Source organism: Rhodococcus sp. 05-2255-1e, from assembly GCF_002259025.1.
Classification (GTDB): domain Bacteria; phylum Actinomycetota; class Actinomycetes; order Mycobacteriales; family Mycobacteriaceae; genus Rhodococcoides; species Rhodococcoides fascians.
Genome location: NZ_NOZE01000040.1, coordinates 270,411 through 291,092 on the forward strand (window position 1 = coordinate 270,411; position 20,682 = coordinate 291,092).

Annotated in this window: 20 protein-coding genes; 6 read left to right on the plus strand and 14 right to left on the minus strand. The window is 61.9% G+C overall.

The genetic code is table 11. The features are described 5' to 3' along the window. Positions 1-172 precede the first annotated feature (172 nt). Positions 173-316 (plus strand): hypothetical protein, encoded by a 144-nt coding sequence (locus CH262_RS27865; protein ID WP_155289472.1) that lies wholly within the window; start codon positions 173-175, stop codon positions 314-316. A 30-nt stretch (positions 317-346) separates the two neighbouring features. Here the strand turns inward: CH262_RS27865 and CH262_RS24615 are convergent, their stop codons facing one another. Further along, a complete protein-coding gene (locus CH262_RS24615) occupies positions 347-997 on the minus strand; it encodes a TetR/AcrR family transcriptional regulator (RefSeq protein ID WP_230074007.1) in 651 nt (216 codons plus the stop codon). Between the two features lie 86 nt (positions 998-1,083). On the opposite strand from CH262_RS24615, the gene CH262_RS24620 reads away from it, so the two are divergent. Both CH262_RS24620 and CH262_RS24625 read left to right on the plus strand, forming a co-directional pair. After that, entirely contained in the window at positions 1,084-2,520 is a 1,437-nt protein-coding gene (locus CH262_RS24620) for an MDR family MFS transporter (RefSeq protein ID WP_057473792.1), read from the plus strand. Between the two features lie 134 nt (positions 2,521-2,654). Continuing rightward, positions 2,655-3,290 carry a hypothetical protein gene (locus CH262_RS24625; protein WP_200937324.1) on the plus strand — a complete coding sequence of 212 codons (636 nt, stop codon included), beginning with the start codon at positions 2,655-2,657 and terminating at the stop codon, positions 3,288-3,290. 28 nt (positions 3,291-3,318) lie between these two features. On the opposite strand, the gene CH262_RS24630 is transcribed toward CH262_RS24625, so the two are convergent. From CH262_RS24630 to CH262_RS24640, 3 genes are all read right to left on the minus strand, one after another. Beyond that, entirely contained in the window at positions 3,319-4,563 is a 1,245-nt protein-coding gene (locus tag CH262_RS24630) for a globin domain-containing protein (protein ID WP_373453799.1), read from the minus strand. A 41-nt stretch (positions 4,564-4,604) separates the two neighbouring features. Further along, positions 4,605-5,045, minus strand: coding sequence for an RrF2 family transcriptional regulator (locus CH262_RS24635; RefSeq protein ID WP_048319493.1), 441 nt, complete (start codon positions 5,043-5,045; stop codon positions 4,605-4,607). Positions 5,046-5,140: 95 nt separating this feature from the next. After that, the gene (locus CH262_RS24640; RefSeq protein ID WP_094718648.1) at positions 5,141-6,169 is read right to left on the minus strand and encodes a nitronate monooxygenase; all 1,029 of its coding nucleotides are present in this window, start codon (positions 6,167-6,169) and stop codon (positions 5,141-5,143) included. Between the two features lie 26 nt (positions 6,170-6,195). Between CH262_RS24640 and CH262_RS24645 the strand changes: the two genes are divergently transcribed. Continuing rightward, positions 6,196-7,131, plus strand: coding sequence for a LysR family transcriptional regulator (locus tag CH262_RS24645; protein ID WP_256988966.1), 936 nt, complete (start codon positions 6,196-6,198; stop codon positions 7,129-7,131). Here the strand turns inward: CH262_RS24645 and CH262_RS27870 are convergent. After that, complete coding sequence (locus tag CH262_RS27870) at positions 7,109-7,435, minus strand: hypothetical protein (RefSeq protein WP_179275100.1); 327 nt, start codon at positions 7,433-7,435, stop codon at positions 7,109-7,111. The genes CH262_RS24645 and CH262_RS27870 overlap by 23 nt on opposite strands. A 40-nt stretch (positions 7,436-7,475) precedes the next feature. Next, entirely contained in the window at positions 7,476-8,015 is a 540-nt protein-coding gene (locus CH262_RS24655; RefSeq protein WP_032385632.1) for a TetR/AcrR family transcriptional regulator, read from the minus strand. A gap of 104 nt (positions 8,016-8,119) precedes the next feature. On the opposite strand from CH262_RS24655, the gene CH262_RS24660 reads away from it, so the two are divergent. Next, entirely contained in the window at positions 8,120-9,718 is a 1,599-nt protein-coding gene (locus CH262_RS24660) for an MFS transporter (protein ID WP_094718650.1), read from the plus strand. A 74-nt stretch (positions 9,719-9,792) separates the two neighbouring features. Here the strand turns inward: CH262_RS24660 and CH262_RS24665 are convergent, their stop codons facing one another. The 6 genes from CH262_RS24665 to prpD all read right to left on the minus strand — a co-directional run bounded on the left by CH262_RS24665 (position 9,793) and on the right by prpD (position 16,659). Continuing rightward, the gene (locus CH262_RS24665) at positions 9,793-10,821 is read right to left on the minus strand and encodes a methionine synthase (RefSeq protein ID WP_179275101.1); all 1,029 of its coding nucleotides are present in this window, start codon (positions 10,819-10,821) and stop codon (positions 9,793-9,795) included. Positions 10,822-10,847: 26 nt separating this feature from the next. After that, the gene (locus CH262_RS24670; protein ID WP_094718652.1) at positions 10,848-11,819 is read right to left on the minus strand and encodes a putative oxygenase MesX; all 972 of its coding nucleotides are present in this window, start codon (positions 11,817-11,819) and stop codon (positions 10,848-10,850) included. A gap of 230 nt (positions 11,820-12,049) precedes the next feature. Next, positions 12,050-13,003, minus strand: a complete 954-nt coding sequence (locus tag CH262_RS24675) for a LysR family transcriptional regulator (RefSeq protein ID WP_094718678.1) — start codon at positions 13,001-13,003, stop codon at positions 12,050-12,052. A gap of 130 nt (positions 13,004-13,133) precedes the next feature. After that, the gene (locus CH262_RS24680; RefSeq protein ID WP_032385634.1) at positions 13,134-14,246 is read right to left on the minus strand and encodes a bifunctional 2-methylcitrate synthase/citrate synthase; all 1,113 of its coding nucleotides are present in this window, start codon (positions 14,244-14,246) and stop codon (positions 13,134-13,136) included. Further along, the gene (prpB, locus tag CH262_RS24685) at positions 14,243-15,157 is read right to left on the minus strand and encodes a methylisocitrate lyase (protein WP_094718653.1); all 915 of its coding nucleotides are present in this window, start codon (positions 15,155-15,157) and stop codon (positions 14,243-14,245) included. Before prpB ends, CH262_RS24680 begins: the two co-directional genes overlap by 4 nt. Beyond that, positions 15,157-16,659, minus strand: coding sequence for a 2-methylcitrate dehydratase PrpD (gene prpD / locus CH262_RS24690; RefSeq protein ID WP_094718654.1), 1,503 nt, complete (start codon positions 16,657-16,659; stop codon positions 15,157-15,159). Before prpD ends, prpB begins: the two co-directional genes overlap by 1 nt. 180 nt (positions 16,660-16,839) lie before the next feature. On the opposite strand from prpD, the gene CH262_RS24695 reads away from it, so the two are divergent. Next, the gene (locus CH262_RS24695) at positions 16,840-18,267 is read left to right on the plus strand and encodes a short-chain fatty acyl-CoA regulator family protein (RefSeq protein ID WP_179275102.1); all 1,428 of its coding nucleotides are present in this window, start codon (positions 16,840-16,842) and stop codon (positions 18,265-18,267) included. Between the two features lie 591 nt (positions 18,268-18,858). Here the strand turns inward: CH262_RS24695 and mftD are convergent. Together mftD and CH262_RS24705 are read right to left on the minus strand one after the other, a co-directional pair. Next, positions 18,859-20,037, minus strand: a complete 1,179-nt coding sequence (gene mftD / locus CH262_RS24700; protein ID WP_094718656.1) for a pre-mycofactocin synthase MftD — start codon at positions 20,035-20,037, stop codon at positions 18,859-18,861. A gap of 8 nt (positions 20,038-20,045) precedes the next feature. After that, positions 20,046-20,682, minus strand: a 637-nt coding sequence (locus CH262_RS24705; RefSeq protein ID WP_179275103.1) for an alpha-hydroxy-acid oxidizing protein, incomplete at its 5' end; no start/stop codon positions are given.

The following is a 20,682-nucleotide window of genomic DNA, read 5'->3' on the forward strand; positions in this document are numbered from 1 at the left end:
CCACATGACCCTACGGAAGGTGCAACTCGCCACCTGATTTCGCGCGTCGGGCAACGCCGCACCGAAGTCTCACATCGCCTCCCCTCTTTGCGCAAACAGCAAACTTTCTTGCGCATCCATACGTCTTCGTCGATCCTGTGAAGAACACCGAACGAGATGGAGATGCCCGACAATGACCTCGACTACGAACAACGACTCGGATCACACAGGCGATGTTGTCGTCACGGAGGGCAGACATGAGCCCTTCTCGGCCGCCATGGAAGCCCTTGTGGCCGAACGCGTTCTCGGAGATCGCCGCCACGGCGTTTCCATCTGACGACTGGACCCGACTGGACAGCAACGGTCTCTAGCGCGGGGAATACGCACGAACGAAGGCGTGCACACCGTCGATCATTGTCTGGCGAATGCCCTGAGCGTCGCGATTGGCTGGGCCGGGGTGTCGGTCGAATGCCAACAGAACAGTCAATGCGAAGAAATGCTCTGCCGCCAATTCTGGACGGTCGGTCTCTACCAACCCAACGTCCACGAAATGCCCGAGACGCTCGGCGAGGGCCAGAACAACGGCGTCCGTTGCGATGTCGTCTTCGGTCGATGGAGTACGCAGTCGTTCTTGTGCGACGAGTGCGAATCCGTCGCTGTAGTCAGCCGAACCGACAACAGATTGCCCCAAGTCGATGGCAACCTCGGTGAGCGTCTGCTGTAACTGCGGCACGGTCGTGATGGGCGCCGTGTCCGACAGATGCTTGTCGAGCGTGAGCTGAACTGTCGCCAGTAGGGACTGCGAAACATCGGCGAGTATGGCCAGGAAAAGGCGGCGTTTGTCGCCGAAGTATTCGTAGACAGTCGCTTTGGACACCTTCGCACTGGACGCAACGGCATCCATGCTGACGCGATCGACTCCTTGCTGGACGAAAAGCTCGCGCGCTGCGGCGACGATCGCCGCGCGCTTGAGTGGGGATCCTTCACGGACCGGCTTCGTAGCCTTGCTGTCGTTCACCCGCGTCATCTCCTTCGAATCGGCCTGCGAAGTGAACTGTACCGTACAGTCTTGCGCTACTAAACTGAACCGTCTAGTTTAGCTGCATGACAACTTTTTCTCCCCCTTCTGCTGCGGTAACCGACCGCAGACTGAATGCCATCAGCCTGGTACTGGTCCTCGGTGCCTTCACGACGCTTCTCGACACCACGATCGTCAATATCGCTCTCGATCACCTGCATACGGCTTTCGGCGCATCGGTGGCGCAAACCCAATGGGTGACAACCGCATACCTACTCGCGTTCGTCGCGGTCATACCCGTCAGCGGATGGTTCTCCGAGAGAATCGGTTCGCGAAATGCGTGGATGGTTGCGGTCGGAACGTTCTTGGCCGGCTCGATCCTCTGCGGAGTGGTCGACTCGCTGCCGGCGCTCATCGGATTCCGAGTGCTTCAAGGAATCGGCGGAGGCATGGTTCTCCCCATCACGATCTCGATCCTCACGCGCGCGGCGGGTAAACCGCGAATCGGTCGCGCGATGATCGCAGTGGCACTGCCTGCCCAACTCGCGCCCATCCTGGGATCGGTTCTCGGAGGATTGATTCTGCAGTCACTGCACTGGCATTGGCTCTTTTTCGTGAACGTCCCCTTCTGCCTCGCTGCACTCGCACTGGGACCGTGGGTTCTGCCCGCCACTTCGGGCAGCCGTCATCATCGGTTCGATTTACTCGGCTTCGCTATGCTCACCCCCGCGATTGTGGCGATCGCCTATGGCGTCAGCCAGGCACCGGAACACGGAGGATTCCTCGCCGTCGCAGCGTGGTCGCCCATCGCGGGCGGGATTGCACTACTGACAGCATTCACGTTCCACTCGCTGCGCGCCCGACGCCCAGCGCTGCTGGACGTCCGGTTGTTCACGCGACGCAGCTTCGGCTTGACCAGCATCATCACTTTCGTCAGCGGATTTTCGGTGTACGCAGTCATGTTCTTGCTGCCGCTCTTCTATCAGCAGGTCCGTGGCGAGTCGGTGCTCGCCACCGGATTGTTGCTCATCCCGCAGGGGCTCGGAACGATGTTGTTCTTCCTCGTCCTACGCAGATTCGCTGCCGCCGTGGACGCCCGGATCGTCGTCGCCGCAGGGGTGCTCATGACGATGATCGGGATCCTGCCGTTCGCTCTCGCGGGTGCGGAAGGCGGGACTGCGTTGATGCTGGCCGGCCAGGTTTTGCAGGGTATCGGTTTCGGCGCCGCAACGTTCCCGGTGATGACCCTCGCCTTCGCGAGCCTCGGTCACGACGAAGCGCCGAGAGGCAGTGCTGCATTCAGCGTGGTCCAACGTGTCGGGGCACCCTTCGGCGTCGCAGTCATCGCAATCATCCTCCAAAATCTGCTCGACGATGCCACGACTCAGGCCGGCCAGCTCGCGGCCTTCGCCCATAGCTTCTGGTGGACAATAGGTTTGAGTGCTGTCCCCCTACTCATCGCCTTCTTTCTGCCGGCAGCCGAAACAAGCAACGAACCGGCACCTTCTGCGTCGGTCGAGTGAAAACCCGTCAACCAACCCCGCGCCACGAAGCATCGGCGCACCCAGTCGATTCGAGGACCCCCGTGCCCCAATCACCAGCATTCATAGGAAATTTGGCACAATCGGCGTTGGGTCGACGGGCTCGCGTGCTCGACGTGAGTGCTCCGGCCCCCGGCTTCATCGAACTACAGCTGGCTGCGGACGCGCCACCGGGCGGGTGGCACCCGGGCCACGAGATCCAGTTTCGAGTGACCCCCACTCTCGGACGCCGCTACACCGTCCGAACGGTAAACAACAGCCAAGAGTTGGAACGCATCGGAATCCTCGTGGACACCACGCCATCGGGACCGGGAGCCGCATGGATCAGCCGGCTGCGGCCCGGCGACGACATGACCCTGCTGGCGGGCAGGCACCGTTCGTCGTTCAGGAATGGAACCCGACGCCTGTGTCTCGGTGACTCGTGCTCTCTCGGCACGCTCGATGCCTACGGCCAGGACAACCCAGTGGCCGACATAGTCATCGAAGTGAGAGCGAAAGCTCTCCCCTACTTGGCAATCCGATGGCCGAAGTATCGCTTCGTGCCCGCAACCGACGCACCCGGTGACGCACTGCAGTCATGGCTGGAGGCCGCCATCGTCGCCGGGGACCTCGGGCATATCAGTGGAGCCTGGCTGCTCGGCCACGCCCAATCGATCCAACGCCACAGGAAAGCACTCATCGAGGGGCTCGGCTTGGCAAGGCGCAGCGTTACTGTGCGACCGTACTGGGCCGACGGCAAGTACGGACTTTGACCGAAGGTAGCCCGGGACGCCGGCGCGGCTACCGGCCGACGCTTGCGCCGAGCAACCACTCGTCCGGGGCGAACAGTTCGCAATGGACACGCGACTTGTCGACCCCACAGTCGACGAGTTGCGATCTGGCGGCCCGCACGAAACCGATACCGCCGCAGACGAAGAACGTCGCACCCTGCGGAAGGTCGACAAGAGTGAGATCCAACCGCCCATGGTGTGCATCGGCCACATCGCCGGGCTCCTCGTACCAGAGTTCGAGGACGGCGTTCGGCAAGGCGTCGACCAGTTGTCGCTGACGCGTCCGAAGCGGATGGCTGACGGGGGTACGGTCTGCGTGGACAACCAGCACCTCAGATCGACTGTCCGCCAGAACGAGGTGTTCGAGGATCCCGTTCATCGGCGTGATGCCGATGCCGGCCGAGATCAATACGGCGGGCCCCGCAGAGATGTCGGCTGTCGGCAGATCACCGAACGGGATGCTGATGTCGACCAGGTCTCCCGGGCGTAGCGTGCTCGAGATCCAGTTCGACACTTCACCTGCCGGGCAGCCACCGCTGGCGACGACAGGCTTGACGGCGAACGTCAATTCGCCTGTGTCACTGCCGGAGATGAGGCTGTACTGGCGGATCTGTCGCGCACCGTCGGGCAGAGTCACTCCGACCGAGACGTACCCACCCGGGTGCTCTTTTCGAAGCTCCGGCCAGTCGCCGGTCACACCGATCACCTTTACCCCGGACGGATCTTCGGTGCGCGTAGTGACGATTCCGCGGTGAAAGACCTGTCCCGCAACCACTCCCGCGCTTTCGTAAAGGCGGTTCTCGAGATCGACGAGAGTGTCGGCCATCATCCAATACACCCGGTCCCAGGCTTCCGCGACTTTAGTCGTCACTGTCTCGGCACCGAGTACGTCGACGATCGCAGCGAAGAGGTGCTCGTACACGATCGAGTACTGGTCGGCGGTAATTCCGAGAGATGCGTGCTTGTGTCCGATCCGGGACAGCATTTCGTCCGGGTGCGGCAGCGTCGGGTCCACCAGATGAGTGGCGTACGTCGCGATCGACGCGGCCAGAGCTCGTTGCTGCGCTCCCTGTGCCTGATTCCCGCGGTTGAACAGATATCGCAGCAGCTCCGGTCGTGCGGCGAACATGCGCGCATAGAAGTTTGTTGTGATGGCGTCGATATTGGCACCCACCAACGGCAACGTCGCTCTGACGACGTCGACGTGATCGGGTTGGAGCTCGTGCTCGACAGTGAGGGGACCGAACGTGGACACAGGTATTCCTTCCAATGGACCGCCCACGTCGAAATGGCAGGTCAGGGTGAGGGAAAAGCGACCATTGCGAGTGGAATGGTCGGGGACGCGGCTAGATCGTCGATCGTGTAGCGGTCGAGTTCGCCATAGAACGCTTCTTTGGCGACGGCCAGGGCATGCCGCAATCGGCAAGCGGCAAGAAGTGGGCAGGGCTGGTCCCCTACGCACTCGACGACTTCGCGATCGCCTTCGAGTTGACGGATCAGGTGGCCAACCGATATCGATCGGCCCGTGTCGGTGAGGAAGAGCCCACCGGTGCGGCCGCGCTGCGCACGGACGCAGCCCAATCCGACCAAGCGTGTAATCGCTTTCGCTACATGGTGTTCCGACGCGTTGACTCGAACTGCAATGGCTCCGGTGGTCATCCGTGGGCCGTCCGGGCCGGCGGCTGCCAGCAACATCATCGCCCGTAGGGCCAGATCGCTGAAGCGAGTCAGTTGCATGTCTACGACGGTACTCAATCCCGTACACCCGATGCGGGTTTTGGAGCGTGGGTTCAAACACCACGATCCGTGCGGTTTTTACACCTGGACATTCCTCACAACTCCGAGGCCAATTCTTCGATAATTCGCGCTGCCGGGTCAGCGGAAGCGCTGCGGTGCCCGGCACCGGCCCACAGGTTGATGCCGTGAGGGTCGTTCGCTGCGGCCTTGCGGATGCCGCCGGTCAGCGTGTTCACGGCGGGGTACTGGCGTGACGATCCTGTATCGAACCGATCGACGAACTTGTTGCGCAAGGCTCGGGCGGGACGGCCGCTGAAGGCTCGAGTGACCACCGTTTCGGTGAACCGAGGATCGACCAAGGCGGCGGCGTGGGCAGGCTTCGTCCCGGCTTCCGGCGACCGGAGCAGGGCGGTTCCGACCTGAGCCGCCACTGCCCCGTAGCCCAGGACTCGACGGACATCGGACGCGGTGGTGATCCCGCCAGCCGCCACGAGGGGAACCGACACTGCTCGGCGTATCGCAGGAATCAACTCGTCGAGGGAAATGTCCGAACTCTCGGCATCGATGCGAAAGGTCGAGCGGTGCCCGCCGGCATCGGGGCCTTGCACGCACAGGGAGTCGGCACCTGCATCGACCGCCGCGCGCGCGTCCTCTTCATCGGTGACGGTGACGGTGACGGCGCTCCCGGCGTCGTGCAGGCGGGCGATGATGTCGGCACTCGGGCACCCGAAGGTGAACGACACGACCGGGATGGCTTCGGCCACGACGATGTCGAGCTTCTCCTCCCAGTAGTCGTCGATATTCTCGGCAAGGGTGCTGTCGGCGGGGAGTTCGACGCCGAGATCATCGGCGTAGGGCTGGAGCAGCGCGCGATACCGCGCAATGTCCTCGGTGTCGACAACCTGCCCGTCCTCGGGGACGAACAGATTGACCCCGAACGTTTCTATGCCAGCACCGCGAACGGCAACGATGTCCGCGGTCAACCTTTCCGGGGTGAGATAACCCGCGGCAAGGAACCCCAGCCCACCTGAATTCCGTACTGCTGCAACCAGGTCAGGCGTCGTCGGGCCTCCCGCCATCGGCGCTCCGACGATAGGCACCTGCAACGACTCGTAACGAAACATCGAAACTCCTAGTGAAGGGTGAGGCAGTGAGTCCGAGAGTAGGAGCCATCGGCGCAGCAGGCCAATACGCCGAGCACCGGTGGATATACGCTGGACGTATGGAGGTCGAGCTGAGACACCTGCGCGCGTTGGTCGCTCTGGCGGACTGTGGCACTCACACCGCCGCAGCCGCCGAACTGCGCGTTTCGCAGCCGACACTGACGCGTTCGGTTCGTCAACTCGAACAGCGTTGCGGGCGTCGATTGATCGAGTCCCGTACTGCCGAACTGACCGAGGACGGATTGGTCGTGCTGGGGCGTGCACGCAGAATCCTGGGAGAGGTGGATTCACTGATCGCAGATCTCGACGACCACCCGGTCGTGCGGTTGGGCTTTGCATGGTTGCTCCCCGACGGATGGTTCGCTGCCACGCGTGCCTCTCTCGTACGTCAATACGCCGCGGACGTGGACGTGCGCCGCGTCGACGACCCTCTCGCAGCTCTGGATGCGCGCCACGTCGATGTGGCGCTCTACCGAAGTTGCCCACATCATTTGACCGCCGGCACGGTGACTCGTCAGGTCGGCACCGAACGACGAATTCTTGCGGTGAGCCGGTCGAACCCTTCCTTCGGTGATGCCACCGAGGTGCGGTGGGACTCGCTCCCACCCGGTCCATTGGTGGTCAACACGCTGTCCGGTTCCACAACAGCCGACTCCATTCCGGTTGCCGAAAACGGTGTACCGCGAGTGGTGATCACCTGCCGAAATTTCGAGGAGTGGCTCGAGAATATCGCTGCTGGACGCGGAATCGGCATTGTTCCGGAACTGGCCGCACGACGGATCTCTCACCCCGGACTACGGTTTCTCCCTATCGACGGCGCACCGCCGACCCAGGTGCGGCTGGCGTGGCGTGATGGACCGATGCCGCCACGAGCCGTTCGTTGGTTTCTCGACGTTGCTTTCACCGATTGCCAAAATGCTTGAACTGACCGACCGCCTTCCAGTCTGATCTCCGGGGAAGGGTTTTCCGTGCGATGATCACGGAAAGCGCGATATCACAGGCGAGTACGACGAACGCAATGGTGAATGCAACTCCGTAGCTATCGCCGATGACCGGCGCGACCATCAGCGGTCCTAGCATCTGCCCCAATCCATAGACGGCGGTCAGGGGTGCTGCGGAATTCGACCCGATCAGTGCTTGTCCACATTCATGGCGTGCATCGGGCAGCGTTCGCCCCGCAAGCGGGAGGGACGCCCTTCTGAAGTCACCACCCAGCACTGCGAGCACGGTGTGAATGCAGCGTCGGGCGATGAGCCACGTGGCTCCTTCAGGGACGAGAGTCGATGAGCCTGTGTACAACGCCTACCAACGCCTCGATGTGGTCGGGCGATCGGTGGTCCGTTCCGGCCGATGCTGCGGCGAAGTAGAGGCCGTCGCCCATCAGAAGGACCGCTTCTGCGACCGCCGGATCAGCGATCTGCTCGTTCAACGCATCCAACCAGGATTGCCGGATTCGCTCCAGGGTCTGCTGCGCAACCTCGTTCGCACCCTGGCTCAGCCGCATCGTGGCAACCACGGCACGATCGACAGCAGTGTCGTGGAACGTCGATGTGCGTATGTGGTAATCCGCTGGGCCCTCTGGATGCTCCCTCATCCGTCGAACATCGTCGGCCGCGAGCTCCTCGACGACACGCATCAACCCCTCCACCAAGGCTTCCTTGCTGGGGAAGTGGTACATCAAGCCGCCCTTCGAGATCCCGGCAGCAGCGGCAACCGCGTCGAGGGTCGCCGCCTTCTCCCCCTGCTCCAGCACGAGCTTGACGAAAGCGTTCAACGACTTGTCACGCGCTACAGGAGGAGGAGGCACAGCAAGAGTTTACGGGCGAACGCGACTTCGACTTCGACTTCGTTACTGCACCGTCTGGTTGGTACAGTAACGAAGTCCCGCCCAACCTCATCGGAAGACGGCACATGCCTGAACTCACAAGTCCGCCCACTCCGGGCCACCTCTCGCACGGCAGAACGGCGGGGGTTCGCCAATGGTGCGCGCTCGCTGTCCTGATGCTGCCCGTGTTGATCATCGCGATCGACAACACAGTGCTGTCCTTCGCTTTACCTTCGATCGCCGAAACTCTCGAACCATCCGGCGCACAACAACTCTGGATCATCGACGCCTACCCCCTCGTCTTGGCAGGGTTGCTCGTCGCGATGGGTAGCCTGGGTGACCGAATCGGACGACGACGCTTACTGCTCATCGGCGCGACCGGCTTCGCAGCGGCATCCGTTGTTGCGGCCTACTCGCAAACGCCCGAGATGTTGATCGCCGCACGTGCCGGCCTCGGCTTTTTCGGAGCCACCTTGATGCCCGCGACCCTGTCTCTGTTGCGCAATCTGTTCACCGATCGCTCCGAACGCCGTCTGGCGATCGCGATCTGGTCGGCCTCCATCGGAGCGGGTGCGGCCATGGGACCTGTCGTCGGCGGATTCTTGCTGGAGCACTTCTGGTGGGGTTCGGTGTTCTTGTTCGCGATTCCACTCCTGGTGCCGTTGCTGCTACTGGCCCCGGTTCTGGTACCCGAATCGAAGGACCCCGATCCTGCGCGTATCGACGGCATCAGCATCGCCCTGTCGTTGATCGCCTTCACCCCGATCGTCTATGCAATCAAGGATTTGGCGACCGGAGGAAGTTGGTTCGGCACGGCGCTGCCCGCGCTGATCGGAGCACTGGCAGTCTGGATGTTCGTACGCAGGCAGCTCCGCCGACCCGACCCGATGCTCGATGTTCGCCTGTTCACCGTGCCTGCCTTCGCCGGCGCAGTGTTGGTCAACTTGCTCGCGATATTCGCGCTCGTCGGATTCTTGTATTTCGTATCGCAACACCTTCAGCTCGTCGTCGGGTTGAGCCCGATGCAAGCTGGGCTCCGCTTGCTGCCCGGCATTCTGGCGATGATCACCGCAGGCCTCCTGGCAGTCGTACTGGCACGAATGCTGCGGCCTGCCATGATCATTTCGGGCGGAATGATGTTGGCGGCGTTCGGATACGCAACGATCGCGGTGTTCGCCGAGCCGACATCGGTGTGGTCCTTCGTCGCGGCGTTCGCGGTCCTCGGAGCAGGTATCGGGGTTGCAGAGACCATCTCGAACGACATGATCTTGTCCACAGCTCCCCCGGAAAAGGCCGGTGCCGCGGCCGCTATCTCCGAGACGGCCTACGAGCTCGGTGCCGTCACCGGTACGTCCGTGCTCGGTGCAATCCTGTTGGCGCAGTACCGTGCCAACGTCGTCACGCCCGAGAACGCCGGTTTCGACACTTCCGCGGCTCGAGAAACCCTCGGCGGTGCCCAAGCCATAGCGGACCGACTGCCGGCCGAACAGGCCCGTGGATTGCTCGACTCGGCCGCAGACGCCTTCACCAGTGGGGTAACGATCACGTCTGGCATCGCCGCATGCTTGATGGTCGTCGCAGGCGGCGCCTCCTGGCTGATCATGCGGAAGATCCCAGCAGGCCAACGCGACGACTCCGGTGATCACGCCGACATCGAGGTACACGAAACCAACCGGGCAACCTGACACCGTCGGTCGAACTCGAAGTTGTGGACGGAATCCGGCCGAAATCCATCCACAACTTCGAGTTCGGCAGAGAACTACTTGGACAATTGACGTCGCAGGAGTTCCGCGCCAGCGGTGAGCGCGACCATCTTGTCTCGTGCGACGCGTCGGTCGAGTGGCGCCATACCGCAATTCGTACTTGGGTAGAGCTTGTCTGCGTCGACGAACGGAAGTGCGCGACTGAGGGTTTCAGCGACTTCTTCGACAGTCTCGACGGTGTCGCTTGCTACATCGATCGCACCCAGCATGACCTTCTTACCTCGAAGCAGTTCGATCAACTCGACAGGTACGCACGAATTGTGACTCTCCAGCGACACGATGTCGATCGAAGACTGTTGCAACAGTGGGAACGACCGTTCGTACTGGCGCCACTCGGCCCCGAGAGTTGCCTTCCAGTCGGTATTGGCTTTGATGCCGTAGCCGTAACAGATGTGTACGGCTGTTTCGCAATTCAGCCCTTCGGTTGCACGCTCGAGTGTCGCGATTCCCCAGTCTTCGAGCTCGTCGAAAAACACGTTGAATGCGGGCTCGTCGATCTGAATGATGTCGACGCCTACCGCTTCCAAGTCTTTTGCCTCTTGGTTCAGAAGAGTCGCGAACTCCCATGCGAGCTTCTCGCGACTCCTGTAGTGGTCGTCGTAGAGCGTGTCGATCATTGTCATAGGGCCAGGCAGCGCCCATTTGATCGGCTGGTCGGTCACTGCTCGAAGGCGCGTCGCATCTGCGGCAAACACTGATTGTTCGCGGCTCACCGCACCGACAACCGTCGGAACACTCGCATCGTATCGGTCCCGAATTCGCACAGTTTCGCGTCGATCGAAGTCGACACCCTCGAGATGCTCGATGAACGTGGTCACGAAGTGCTGACGCGTTTGTTCACCGTCGCTGATGATGTCGAGACCGGCACGACGCTGCTCATCAGCTGCGAGCGCCTGAGCGTCGAGTCTTCCTTCGCGCAGTTCGTCGTCTCGTAATTTCCACGGCGACCAGAGCTTCTTCGGCGCACAGAGCCACGAGGGCTTGGGTAGGCTTCCGACGATCGAGGTGGGCAGGAGTGGGAACATCTCTTGTACCTTTCGGTCTCGCTCGGTCAGGCGCATCGATCGGTAGCCCACCGCTTCAGGACTGACCCGTACGGTTGCATCAGATTCACGTCGGCGAACTCTGCCTGTGTCGTCGCAAGTCGATTGCGCTCGACACGGTCGTAGCTCACCTGCGGAAGTGAATAGTTTTCGTTGTCGAGACTTGGCTGGTAGACCTCCGAGGCAGCAGTATTCGCGTTGTAAATTTCAGGCCGATAGATTTTTTGGAAAGTCTCCATCGTCGCGATCGTGCCCGCGAGTGCCAGGACCGAATAGTCGTTGAGCAAGTCACCGCAGTGGTAGAACGCCAAGGGAGCGAGGGATCCCTTGGGCATGAAGTAGCGAACCCCGAGACCCATTTTTCCGAAGTACTGATCGGTGATCGAGGTGTCCTCTGCCCCGTATTCGAGCCCGAGGACCGGGTGATGATTCGTGAGGCGACGGTAGGTACTGGAAGTCGACACACTGATACAGATGACAGGTGGTTGCGAGAACCGTTCACGGTACTCGGGCGAATCGACAAAACGCTGAAAGACCTGACCATGTACATCGCCGAAGTCGTTGGGAATTCCCGTCGCTCGGTGCTTCGGGAGCTGAACAACGAAATCGTGGTCGCGAATGTACGAGGAGAAGTTGTTTCCGACGATGCCCTCTGTGCGGGTGCCGGTAGTGGTATCGACTATTCCGACATCGAGAATTTCGATTACCGGAAATGCGGCGTCGGCCCCGACGGATACTAGTTGCAGATCCACCGAGATGATGTCGAGTTCGAGTGCGTAGCGGTCACCACGTGGATTGTCCCAGTGAACCACCTCGTTGAGACGGGTGTTCATCATCGTCACCGCGTTACGCAAGTTCTGTCGACCATCCTCGCCGCGTGCAAGATTCGCAAAGTTGGTCGTGCGACGCGAGTTCGTCGACGGGGTGTAATCCTCGTCGAAGCGTGTCGTGCTGATGCTGAAAGTACAGTCGTTCGTCATGCTGACCAGTAACCCCAATCACGTGCGGTGAATGTGGCGACGAACGCGTCACCACACGGGTTCTCTGCCTGAGCCCTCGCGACACTTCGACCGAGTTACTCGATGGTCGGGCCGATTTCTCAGGTCCATAGAACCGGGAGGCAACTGTTCGAAGCGGCCTGAGCATCAGCCTAAATCGACCAGTCGACATAGCCTAATCACTCTCGATTATCGCTGACCATAGGCAATGGCTATGTCAATAGGTCGACGCCGAAACCAGACACGACGTCGCGCATCTCCGCCACGAAGCGCTGAGCCTGGACGGTCAAAGACACCGAGGCATGACCGATCCAACCGATCTCGATGCGATCGTCGACATCGAGTGGAACGGAGACGATGGACGGATCGAGATCATCCGAGACAATGCCGGTGGAGATCGTGTATCCGCCCAGACCGATCATGAGGTTGAAGATGGTGGCACGATCGCTCACCCGGATTTCTTGTTTGGACGAACGGGTGGAGAGTATCTCTTCGGAAAGGTAGAAGGAATTGTTCGCGCCCTGGTCGAACGTGAGACGCGGATATTCTTCGAGATCACTCAGCTCCACACTCTCTCGCCCCGCCAAGGGATTCGTGCGGGCGATGAAAATATGCGGCGATGCCAGAAACAACGGCGTGAAAACCAGACCTGCCTCGCGAATCAGCTTGTCGATGACGCTTGCATTGAACTCGTTGCGATAGAGGACACCGAGTTCACTGCGGAGCGTGCGGACATCCTCGATGATTTCCCACGTGCGGGTCTCTCGAAGACCGAACGAATACTCCGGAGCCTCGGACGCTTTCACCATGCGAACGAAGGCGTCGACGACGAATGAGTAGTGCTGAGTCGAGACGGCCAAGAGTCGTCGAGCGGGCCCACGGCCGAGGTACCGCTGTTCCAAGAGTTCTGATTGCTCGACCACCTGGCGCGCGTAGCCGAGAAATTCGGTTCCATCCTCTGTGAGTGTCACCCCACGGGTCGAGCGAACGAAGAGGGTCCGACCCACGCGACGTTCCAGGTCTTTCAATGCGGCCGACATGGTCGGTTGCGCAATGTAGAGCAAGTCCGCCGCGGCACTGATGGACCCCTCGGCGGCCACTTCTACGAAGTAGCGCAACTGCTGAAGGGTAATGCCTCGCACCGTGCCCGCGACGTCCCGTGCCATGACAGAAATCATCGCACTTGTTCATCTCTCCGCACCCGAGCCGTCGACAGCGGGCTCGATCCAGCGACCAGGTCGAGAACAGCGGCCACCCAACGTGCAGTGGGGAATCGGACCAACGGGTTGGCCGGCGTCAGGCGACGACAGCGCGTTGCGGCACTCCCGAGTACTGGCTCAGTGGTCGGATCAGCGCATTCGACGCACCTTGCTCGATGATGTGAGCCGTCCAACCGGTGATGCGACTCATGACGAAAATTGGTGTGAACACGTCGATGTCGAAGCCCATCAGATAGTACGTCGGACCGGTAGGGAAATCGAGGTTGGGCTTGATGCCGGTGGCATCGTGCATGGTTTTCTCGAGGATGTCGTACATACGCACCCACTTGTCTCCGCCGGTCACCGCGGCGACGTCACGGAATGCTGCGTTCATCGTCGGCACGCGTGAGTCGCCGTTCTTGTAGACACGGTGTCCGAACCCCATGACCTTGTCTTTGGCTGCGAGTTTGTTCTGCAGCCACTGTGCGGCCCGTTCGGGGTCGTCGATCTCGAGCATGTCTCGCATGACAGCTTCGTTGGCACCGCCGTGCAACGGACCCTTCAGCGCTCCGATGGCGGCGGTGACGGCGCTGTAGATATCCGACAGTGTCGAGGTGACCACGCGGGCAGCAAAGGTGGAGGCGTTGAAGCTGTGCTCGGCGTACAGGATCAGGGAAACCTCGAAGGCCTTGACGATTTCCGGTTCGGGAACGGAGCCGAAGCACATGTAGAGGAAGTTCTCCGCGAATCCAAGATGCGAATGAGGGGCGATGGGATCGAGGCCGTGTCGGCGGCGATGGTCGGCGGCGACGATGGTCGGCAACACTGCCGTCATGCGCAGCGCCTTGGCCAGGTTCGCCGACACCGAATTATCCTCCTCGGCAGGGTCTTCGGCGCCGAGATAGCTGATCGCGGTGCGCACGACATCCATCGGATGACAATTGTCGGGCATTTTCGTCACGAGCGAGAGCAACGAGCGGTCTGCTCGCCGTTGGGCTCGCTCGCGCTGAACGAACAGTTCGAGTTGCTGCAGGGACGGGAGCTCGCCGTGCCACAGCAAATACGCGACCTGCTCGAAGCTGCAGTGCGCGGCTAGATCCTGCACGGCGTATCCGCGGTAGGTCAGCGAGTTCGTCTCGGGGACGACCTTGGAAATGGCGGTGGTGTCGACCACGACACCGGCCAGCCCCTTGTAGATGGCTTCGGTCATGACTTCGTCCCTAACGTGAAATTGAAAATCCCGGTATCGAATTCGTTGTACTTGTCGTACTCGAGCAGTTCGTACAGACGTGAGCGGGTCTGCATCCGGTCGAGGAGTCCCTTTTGCGTTCCGCGGTCGTGGATTTCACGCATTCCGGTTTCGATGGCACCCATGGCCAGTCGCAACGTGGTGACCGGGTACAGGACGGCGTTGTAGCCGATGTCCTCGAGTATCTGCGCGGAGATCAGCTCGGACTTGCCGAACTCGGTCATGTTCGCCAGCAGTGGGATGTCCACTGCAGCACGGAACTTCACGAAGTCGGCTTCCTCGGCGAGCGCCTCGGTGAAGATCAGGTCTGCTCCGGCGTCGGCATAAGATCTGGCTCGTTCGATCGCGGCGTCGATTCCGTCGATACCCGCTGCATCGGTGCGGGCGCAGATGACGAAGTTCGGATCTCGCCGCGCGGTGATGGCCGCGCGGAGGCGTCGCACCATCTCCTCTATCGGGACAATCGCTTTGCCGTCGAGGTGCCCGCAGCGTTTCGGGTTGATCTGGTCTTCGAGGTGCAGCCCAGCGATCCCCGCATCCTCGGCCGCCAGCACCGTGCGTGCCGCGGACATCGGCTCACCGAATCCGGTGTCGGCGTCGATCAGTACCGGCAAGTCGGTGACGGCCGCGATCTGCGCACTGTGGGTAATGACCTCGGTCAACGTGGTCAGTCCGATGTCGGGCAGACCGAGCCCGGCAGAGAATGCGCCACCGGAGATATAGACCCCCTCGAAGCCGATCTCCTGAATCAACTTTGCGGTCAGCGGGTTGATAGCGCCGGGAAGCCGAGTGATCGACGTCGACGCAAGCGTGGCGCGCAACGCAATACGCTTGTCCGCGGCCGACGTCGAGGCCGCAATGAGGCCCGGCATCAGAAGATGCCCTTCGGGGTCTTAGGAGCCCTCCCGAGGACATCGTCGGCGACGGCGAAGGTCAGCTGATCGAGTTCACCTGCGGCGAGCTCGGGAGCCCGCTCGGCTGCGCGAAGGAAGCGATCCTGTTCCCAGGGTGCGATCACACCATCGGCCAACGAACGGAACTTCGCGATGTACTGCTCGCGGGCGAACGGGCGGGCACCGAGGGGGTGCGCGTCGGCGACCGCGAGTTCGTCGACGATGACCGTGCCGTCTTTCAGCGTGATCTCCGCGCGTGCACCGAACGCCTTTTCGTCCGGATCGACAGAGTGGTATCGGCGCGTCCACTCGGGGTCTTCTACGGTCGAGATCTTGTTCCACAACGCGACGGTGTTCGGCCTCTGCGCGCGTTCGGGGGCGTACGAGTGCTCGTGATGCCAGATTCCGTCCTCGAGCGCGACTGCGAAGATGTACATCACCGAGTGATCGAGGGTTTCCCGGGAGGCGGTGGGATCGAACTTCTGTGGATCGTTCGAGCCGGTGCCGATGACGTAATGCGTGTGGTGACTGGTGTGCAACACGATCGTCTCGATCTGTTCGAGATCGGAGATCTTTTCCCGCATTCGTCGGGCGAGGTCGATCGGGGCCTGACTCTGGTACTCGGCGGAGTGTTCCTTCGTGTAACTGTCGAGAATTGCACGCTTGGCTTCACCCGGGCGGGGAAGCGGCACATGATATTCCGCGTTCGGTCCCCCGAGAAGCCACGCGATGACCCCGTCCTCACCCTCCCAGATCGGCGACGGGGCACCCTCGCCGCGCAGTGCTCGATCGACGGCTTCGACGGCAACCTTCCCTGCGAGCGCAGGGGCGTAGGCCTTCCAACTCGAGATCGACCCCTTGCGGGACTGACGGGTGGCTGTCGTGGTGTGCAGCGCTTGCCCGACGGCCTGGTAGATGGTTTCGGTGTCGAGGCCGAGCAGGGTGCCTATACCGGCGGCAGCAGAGGGACCGAGATGGGCAACGTGGTCGATCTTGTGCTCGTGCAACGAGATTGCGCGAACGAGGTCGATCTGAATCTCGTACCCGGTGGCCAGACCGCGGATCAGATCGCGCCCCGAGCGCCCGGCGTGCTGGGCGACCGCGAGGATCGGCGGAATGTTGTCCCCCGGGTGGGAGTACTCGGCGGCGAGGAACGTGTCGTGAAAGTCCAGTTCTCGCACCGCTACCCCATTGGCCCACGCGGACCACTCGGGTGAGTACTTTCCACCGATTCCGAACACAGTGGCACCGGGGCTGTACGGGTGCGCCTGCGCCTGTGTGCGAGCACTCGTCACTGGACGGCGCACCAGCGAGGCCGCAGCCACCGAGGCATTGTCGATGATCCGGTTGACGATCATCTCGGCCGTCGCTTCGGGTACCTCCACTGCGTCGGTGGCGACCTCGGCGACCTTCCAAGCCAGGTGCTCGGACTGGGGAAAGTCCTCGGCGGATGTACGGGTGCGTACGAGATGGGTCTTCACAGAAAATCCTCCGTGCTGATGAAAGGGCTTACTACGCTTCATTCACAAGCTACGCACGAGTCCGGACCTGCGGAAGACATCGCAAATGCCTATTTTTGCGAGGCAATTCCTGCAAATCGGCAAATGTTGCGAAGTCCAGTTCGGCTACAGTGTCGACACCCGAAGGAGGCAGCGACAAAGATGCAGAAGATCTACGCAGGCGGGCGGCTGCGTCGCCTACGCGAGGAACGACAGCTGACGCAGTCCGCGCTGGCGAAGACACTCGAGCTCTCGCCGAGTTACCTCAACCAACTCGAGAACGACCAACGACCTCTGACCGTCCAGGTACTGCTCAAGCTCAACACAATGTTCGAGCTCGACCCCTCGTTCTTCGCCACCGACACCGACGCTCGCCTCGTCGCCGACCTGCACGATGTACTCACCGAAACCTCCGACCGAGGCGAGGTGTCGATGTCCGACATCCAGGAATTGGTCGCGCGCATGCCGGACATCGGGCGCACCCTCGTGTCGCTGCACCGCAAGCTCCATGCAGCGACCGATCAGGTGGATCGGCTCACGGTCGGACTCGACGGGCCCAAACCCGATGTCCCGACGGGCGGTCACGCCCCGATGCCCTACGAGGAAGTCCGAGACTTCTTCTACGACCGGCGCAATCACATCCCCGAATTGGATACTGCGGCTGAGGAACTCTTCGAGCGAAGTGGGCTCAGTATCGGGGCGCTCGATCTACAACTCGCACGGGTCATCGAAGCGGACCACGGCATCACGGTGACTATCGGCGACGACGATCCCGGCGCACTCGGCCCCAAACGAATCTTCGACGACACCGGCGGGAATCTCCTGCTCGCGCGTCGACTGACCGCCGGGCAACGCGCCTACCAGATCGCAACCCAGCTGGCATTTCTCTCGCAGTCGACGACAATCGACACGATCGTCGATGCCGATACGAACCTGAGCACTCAGGCCCGAGAGCTGGCCCGCGTCGGGCTGGCCAACTATTTCGCCGGAGCCCTGCTGTTGCCCTACGGACGGTTCCTCGCCGCTGCGGAGTCGCTGCGATACGACATCGATCTGCTGTCGCTGACCTTCGAGGTCGGCTTCGAAACCGTGTGTCACCGATTGTCCACGCTGCAGCGACCAGGGGCGAAGGGCGTTCCGTTCTTCTTCATCCGCACCGACCGAGCCGGAAACATCTCGAAACGTCAGTCCGCCAGTGCATTCCACTTCTCACGTGTCGGTGGAAGCTGTCCACTGTGGGTTGTGCACGACGCATTCGCGGCATCGGGGCGAATTCTCACACAGATCGCCACCATGCCCGACGACCGCTCCTATCTGTGGATTGCGCGCGCCACCGACAGTGGCGGACTCGGATACCGATCACCACGGAAAAGTTTCGCGATCGGCCTCGGATGTGACATCGCCTATGCTCACAAACTGGTCTACGCCGACAACCTACCGCTGCACTCCCCCGGCGCATCGATTCCCATCGGTCCCGGATGCAGGGTGTGCGAACGCACTTCGTGTTCACAACGCGCATTCCCACAACTCGGACGCCAACTACTCGTCGACGAAGACGTCGACACCGACCTGCCCTACCCGTATACGTGAAAAAGGTGCGGGACGATCCGAGATCGACACCCGACAGCCGAGGCGAGAAACGTATTGGCACGTACGGCAACTCAACTCAGTCGAACTCGAAGTCAGGGACGGAATCCGACCGAAGTCCATACCCAACTTCGAGTTCAGCGGAAGTGTTGCCCCCCAGTCGGTCTCGACCCGACACTGTGCGGAATTCAATTCCGAAAGGTTGCATCTCGGTGGACCCCAGCGAATATATTTTCGTTGCTGCGTAACAGTTTTCGCACATCCCATCTCGTGCAGGTCCACGCTGGTGTGTACCGACTTGTGCCACTCTCGTGTCATCGCCAACCACCCGTAAGATCCCTGTGGACCCACCTGATCCTTGTCACACCGTGCTGGAGCAAAGGGCCGAATCGGGTAGCACCGCAGCATGCCTGAGGATCTGATGCGAACTAGATTGTGTCAACGAGGTCAGCCTGGAAACAGCGATCACCTCCGGCGGGCAATCAGCGGGACTGCGCCTGGCAATTGTGATTCAGCACCGATACCTGTCTCTTCGCGTGCATGCTAATCAATCAAATGCTTTGTTACCTCGTCCGGTACGTCGACGACAACCAGTTAGAGTCCTCGGCTTTGCGCGAAATTTTGCGGCAGCACGACGTCGGACGGTGACAGCTCCTGCACCGACGCGCGCCCGAGGCCGAGCACCGCCGAATCCAAGCCACCGCGCAGAATGTCGAGCACGTTCTCCACACCGGCCTGACCGTTCGCCGCCAGACCCCACAGATACGCCCGCCCGATCAGCACCGCCCGCGCACCCAACGCCAACGCCTTCGCGACGTCACTGCCCCGCCGAATCCCGCCGTCGAGGGTGACCTCGACCTGATCTCCCACCGCTCCGGCAATCGCCGGCAACATCCGAATCGACGCCGGCGAACCGTCGAGATTGTTACCACCATGATTAGAGACAGAAATAGCGGTGCACCCGGCATCGACGGCCCGCAACGCGTCATCGACCCGCCCGATGCCCTTGAGCATGAACGGACCGTCCCACTGCGTACGTAGCCACGCGATGTCCTCCCACGACGGCAGCGGGGTGGACATCCACTCCCGATACGCGGCGAAGAACGTCGGCGCCGATTTCCCGGGCTCGGCGAGATTCGGGGCCGTCAAATCCGGGAACGTCCCCGTCCGCGCCCACCGTGCCAGCCACCGCGGACGGGCCAAGACTTCGGGTGCCAACCGCAGCATCGCCCACGCGTCGACGCGTTCCGGTATCACCGGACTCCCCCAATCGCGGCCCTCGGAGAACGACCAATCCATCGTCACGATCAGCCCGACCGCACCCGCAGCACGCGCCCGATCGAGCATGTGCGCCAACAACTCCCGCGAACCCACCCAATGCACCTGAAAGAACGTCTGCGGATTCGCCGCCACGACCTCCTCGATCGGTTTGCTCGCGAACAACGACAACCCCATCGAAACACCGCGCGATGCTGCCGCCCTCGCCACCGCCACCTCCCCGCCGGGGTGCACGGCCTGCACACCCGTCGGAGAGATCATCACCGGGAATGCCAGCGGCTGCCCCATCAGCGTCGTCGACAACTCCCGCGAATCCGACAGGTCGGCCACGTGAGGCGCGAACCCGAGCTCAGCAAACGCGGAAGTGTTGTCCAAGAGGGTGATTCCTCGCTCCGAGCCCGCGACCAACGCCGCGTACACAGACTTGGGCAACCGCTTCTGCGCGCGGCGCTGCGCCTCGGCGACGCTCTCGAACCACCCCGATCTGTCAGACACGGGGTTTGCTAGTCGACGCCGAGACGACGGTCGAATCCGAGTGGCATCACGACGTCCGACGGGGTCAGATCGTGGATGGACGAGTGCCCGAGACCGAGGACCGCCGAATCGACTCCGCCGCGCAGGATGTCGAGCACGTTCTCCACCCCGGCCTGCCCGTTCGCCGACAGACCCCACAGGTACGCCCGACCGATCAACACCGCCCGCGCACCCAACGCCAACGCCTTGACCACGTCACTACCCCGCCGGATGCCGCCGTCGAGGGTGATCTCGACCTGATCACCGACCGCCTCCGCGATAGCGGGAAGAGCGCGGATCGGAGCGGGGGTGCCGTCGAGATTGTTGCCACCGTGGTTGGACACCGAGATCGCCGTGCAGCCGGCGTCGACAGCCCGCTTCGCGTCGTCGACGCGCATGACGCCCTTGAGCATGAACGGTCCACCCCACTGCTCCCGCAGCCACGCCACGTCCTCCCACGTCGGGAGCGGGGTCCCCATCCATTCGCCGTACGCACCGAAGAACGTCGGAGCCGGACCACCCGTCGGCGGGGTCAGGTTCGGGGTCGTCAGATCCGGGATCTTCCCGGTCTTCGCGAACTCCCACAACCACTTCGGACGCATGACGCCCTCGGGAGCGAACTGGACC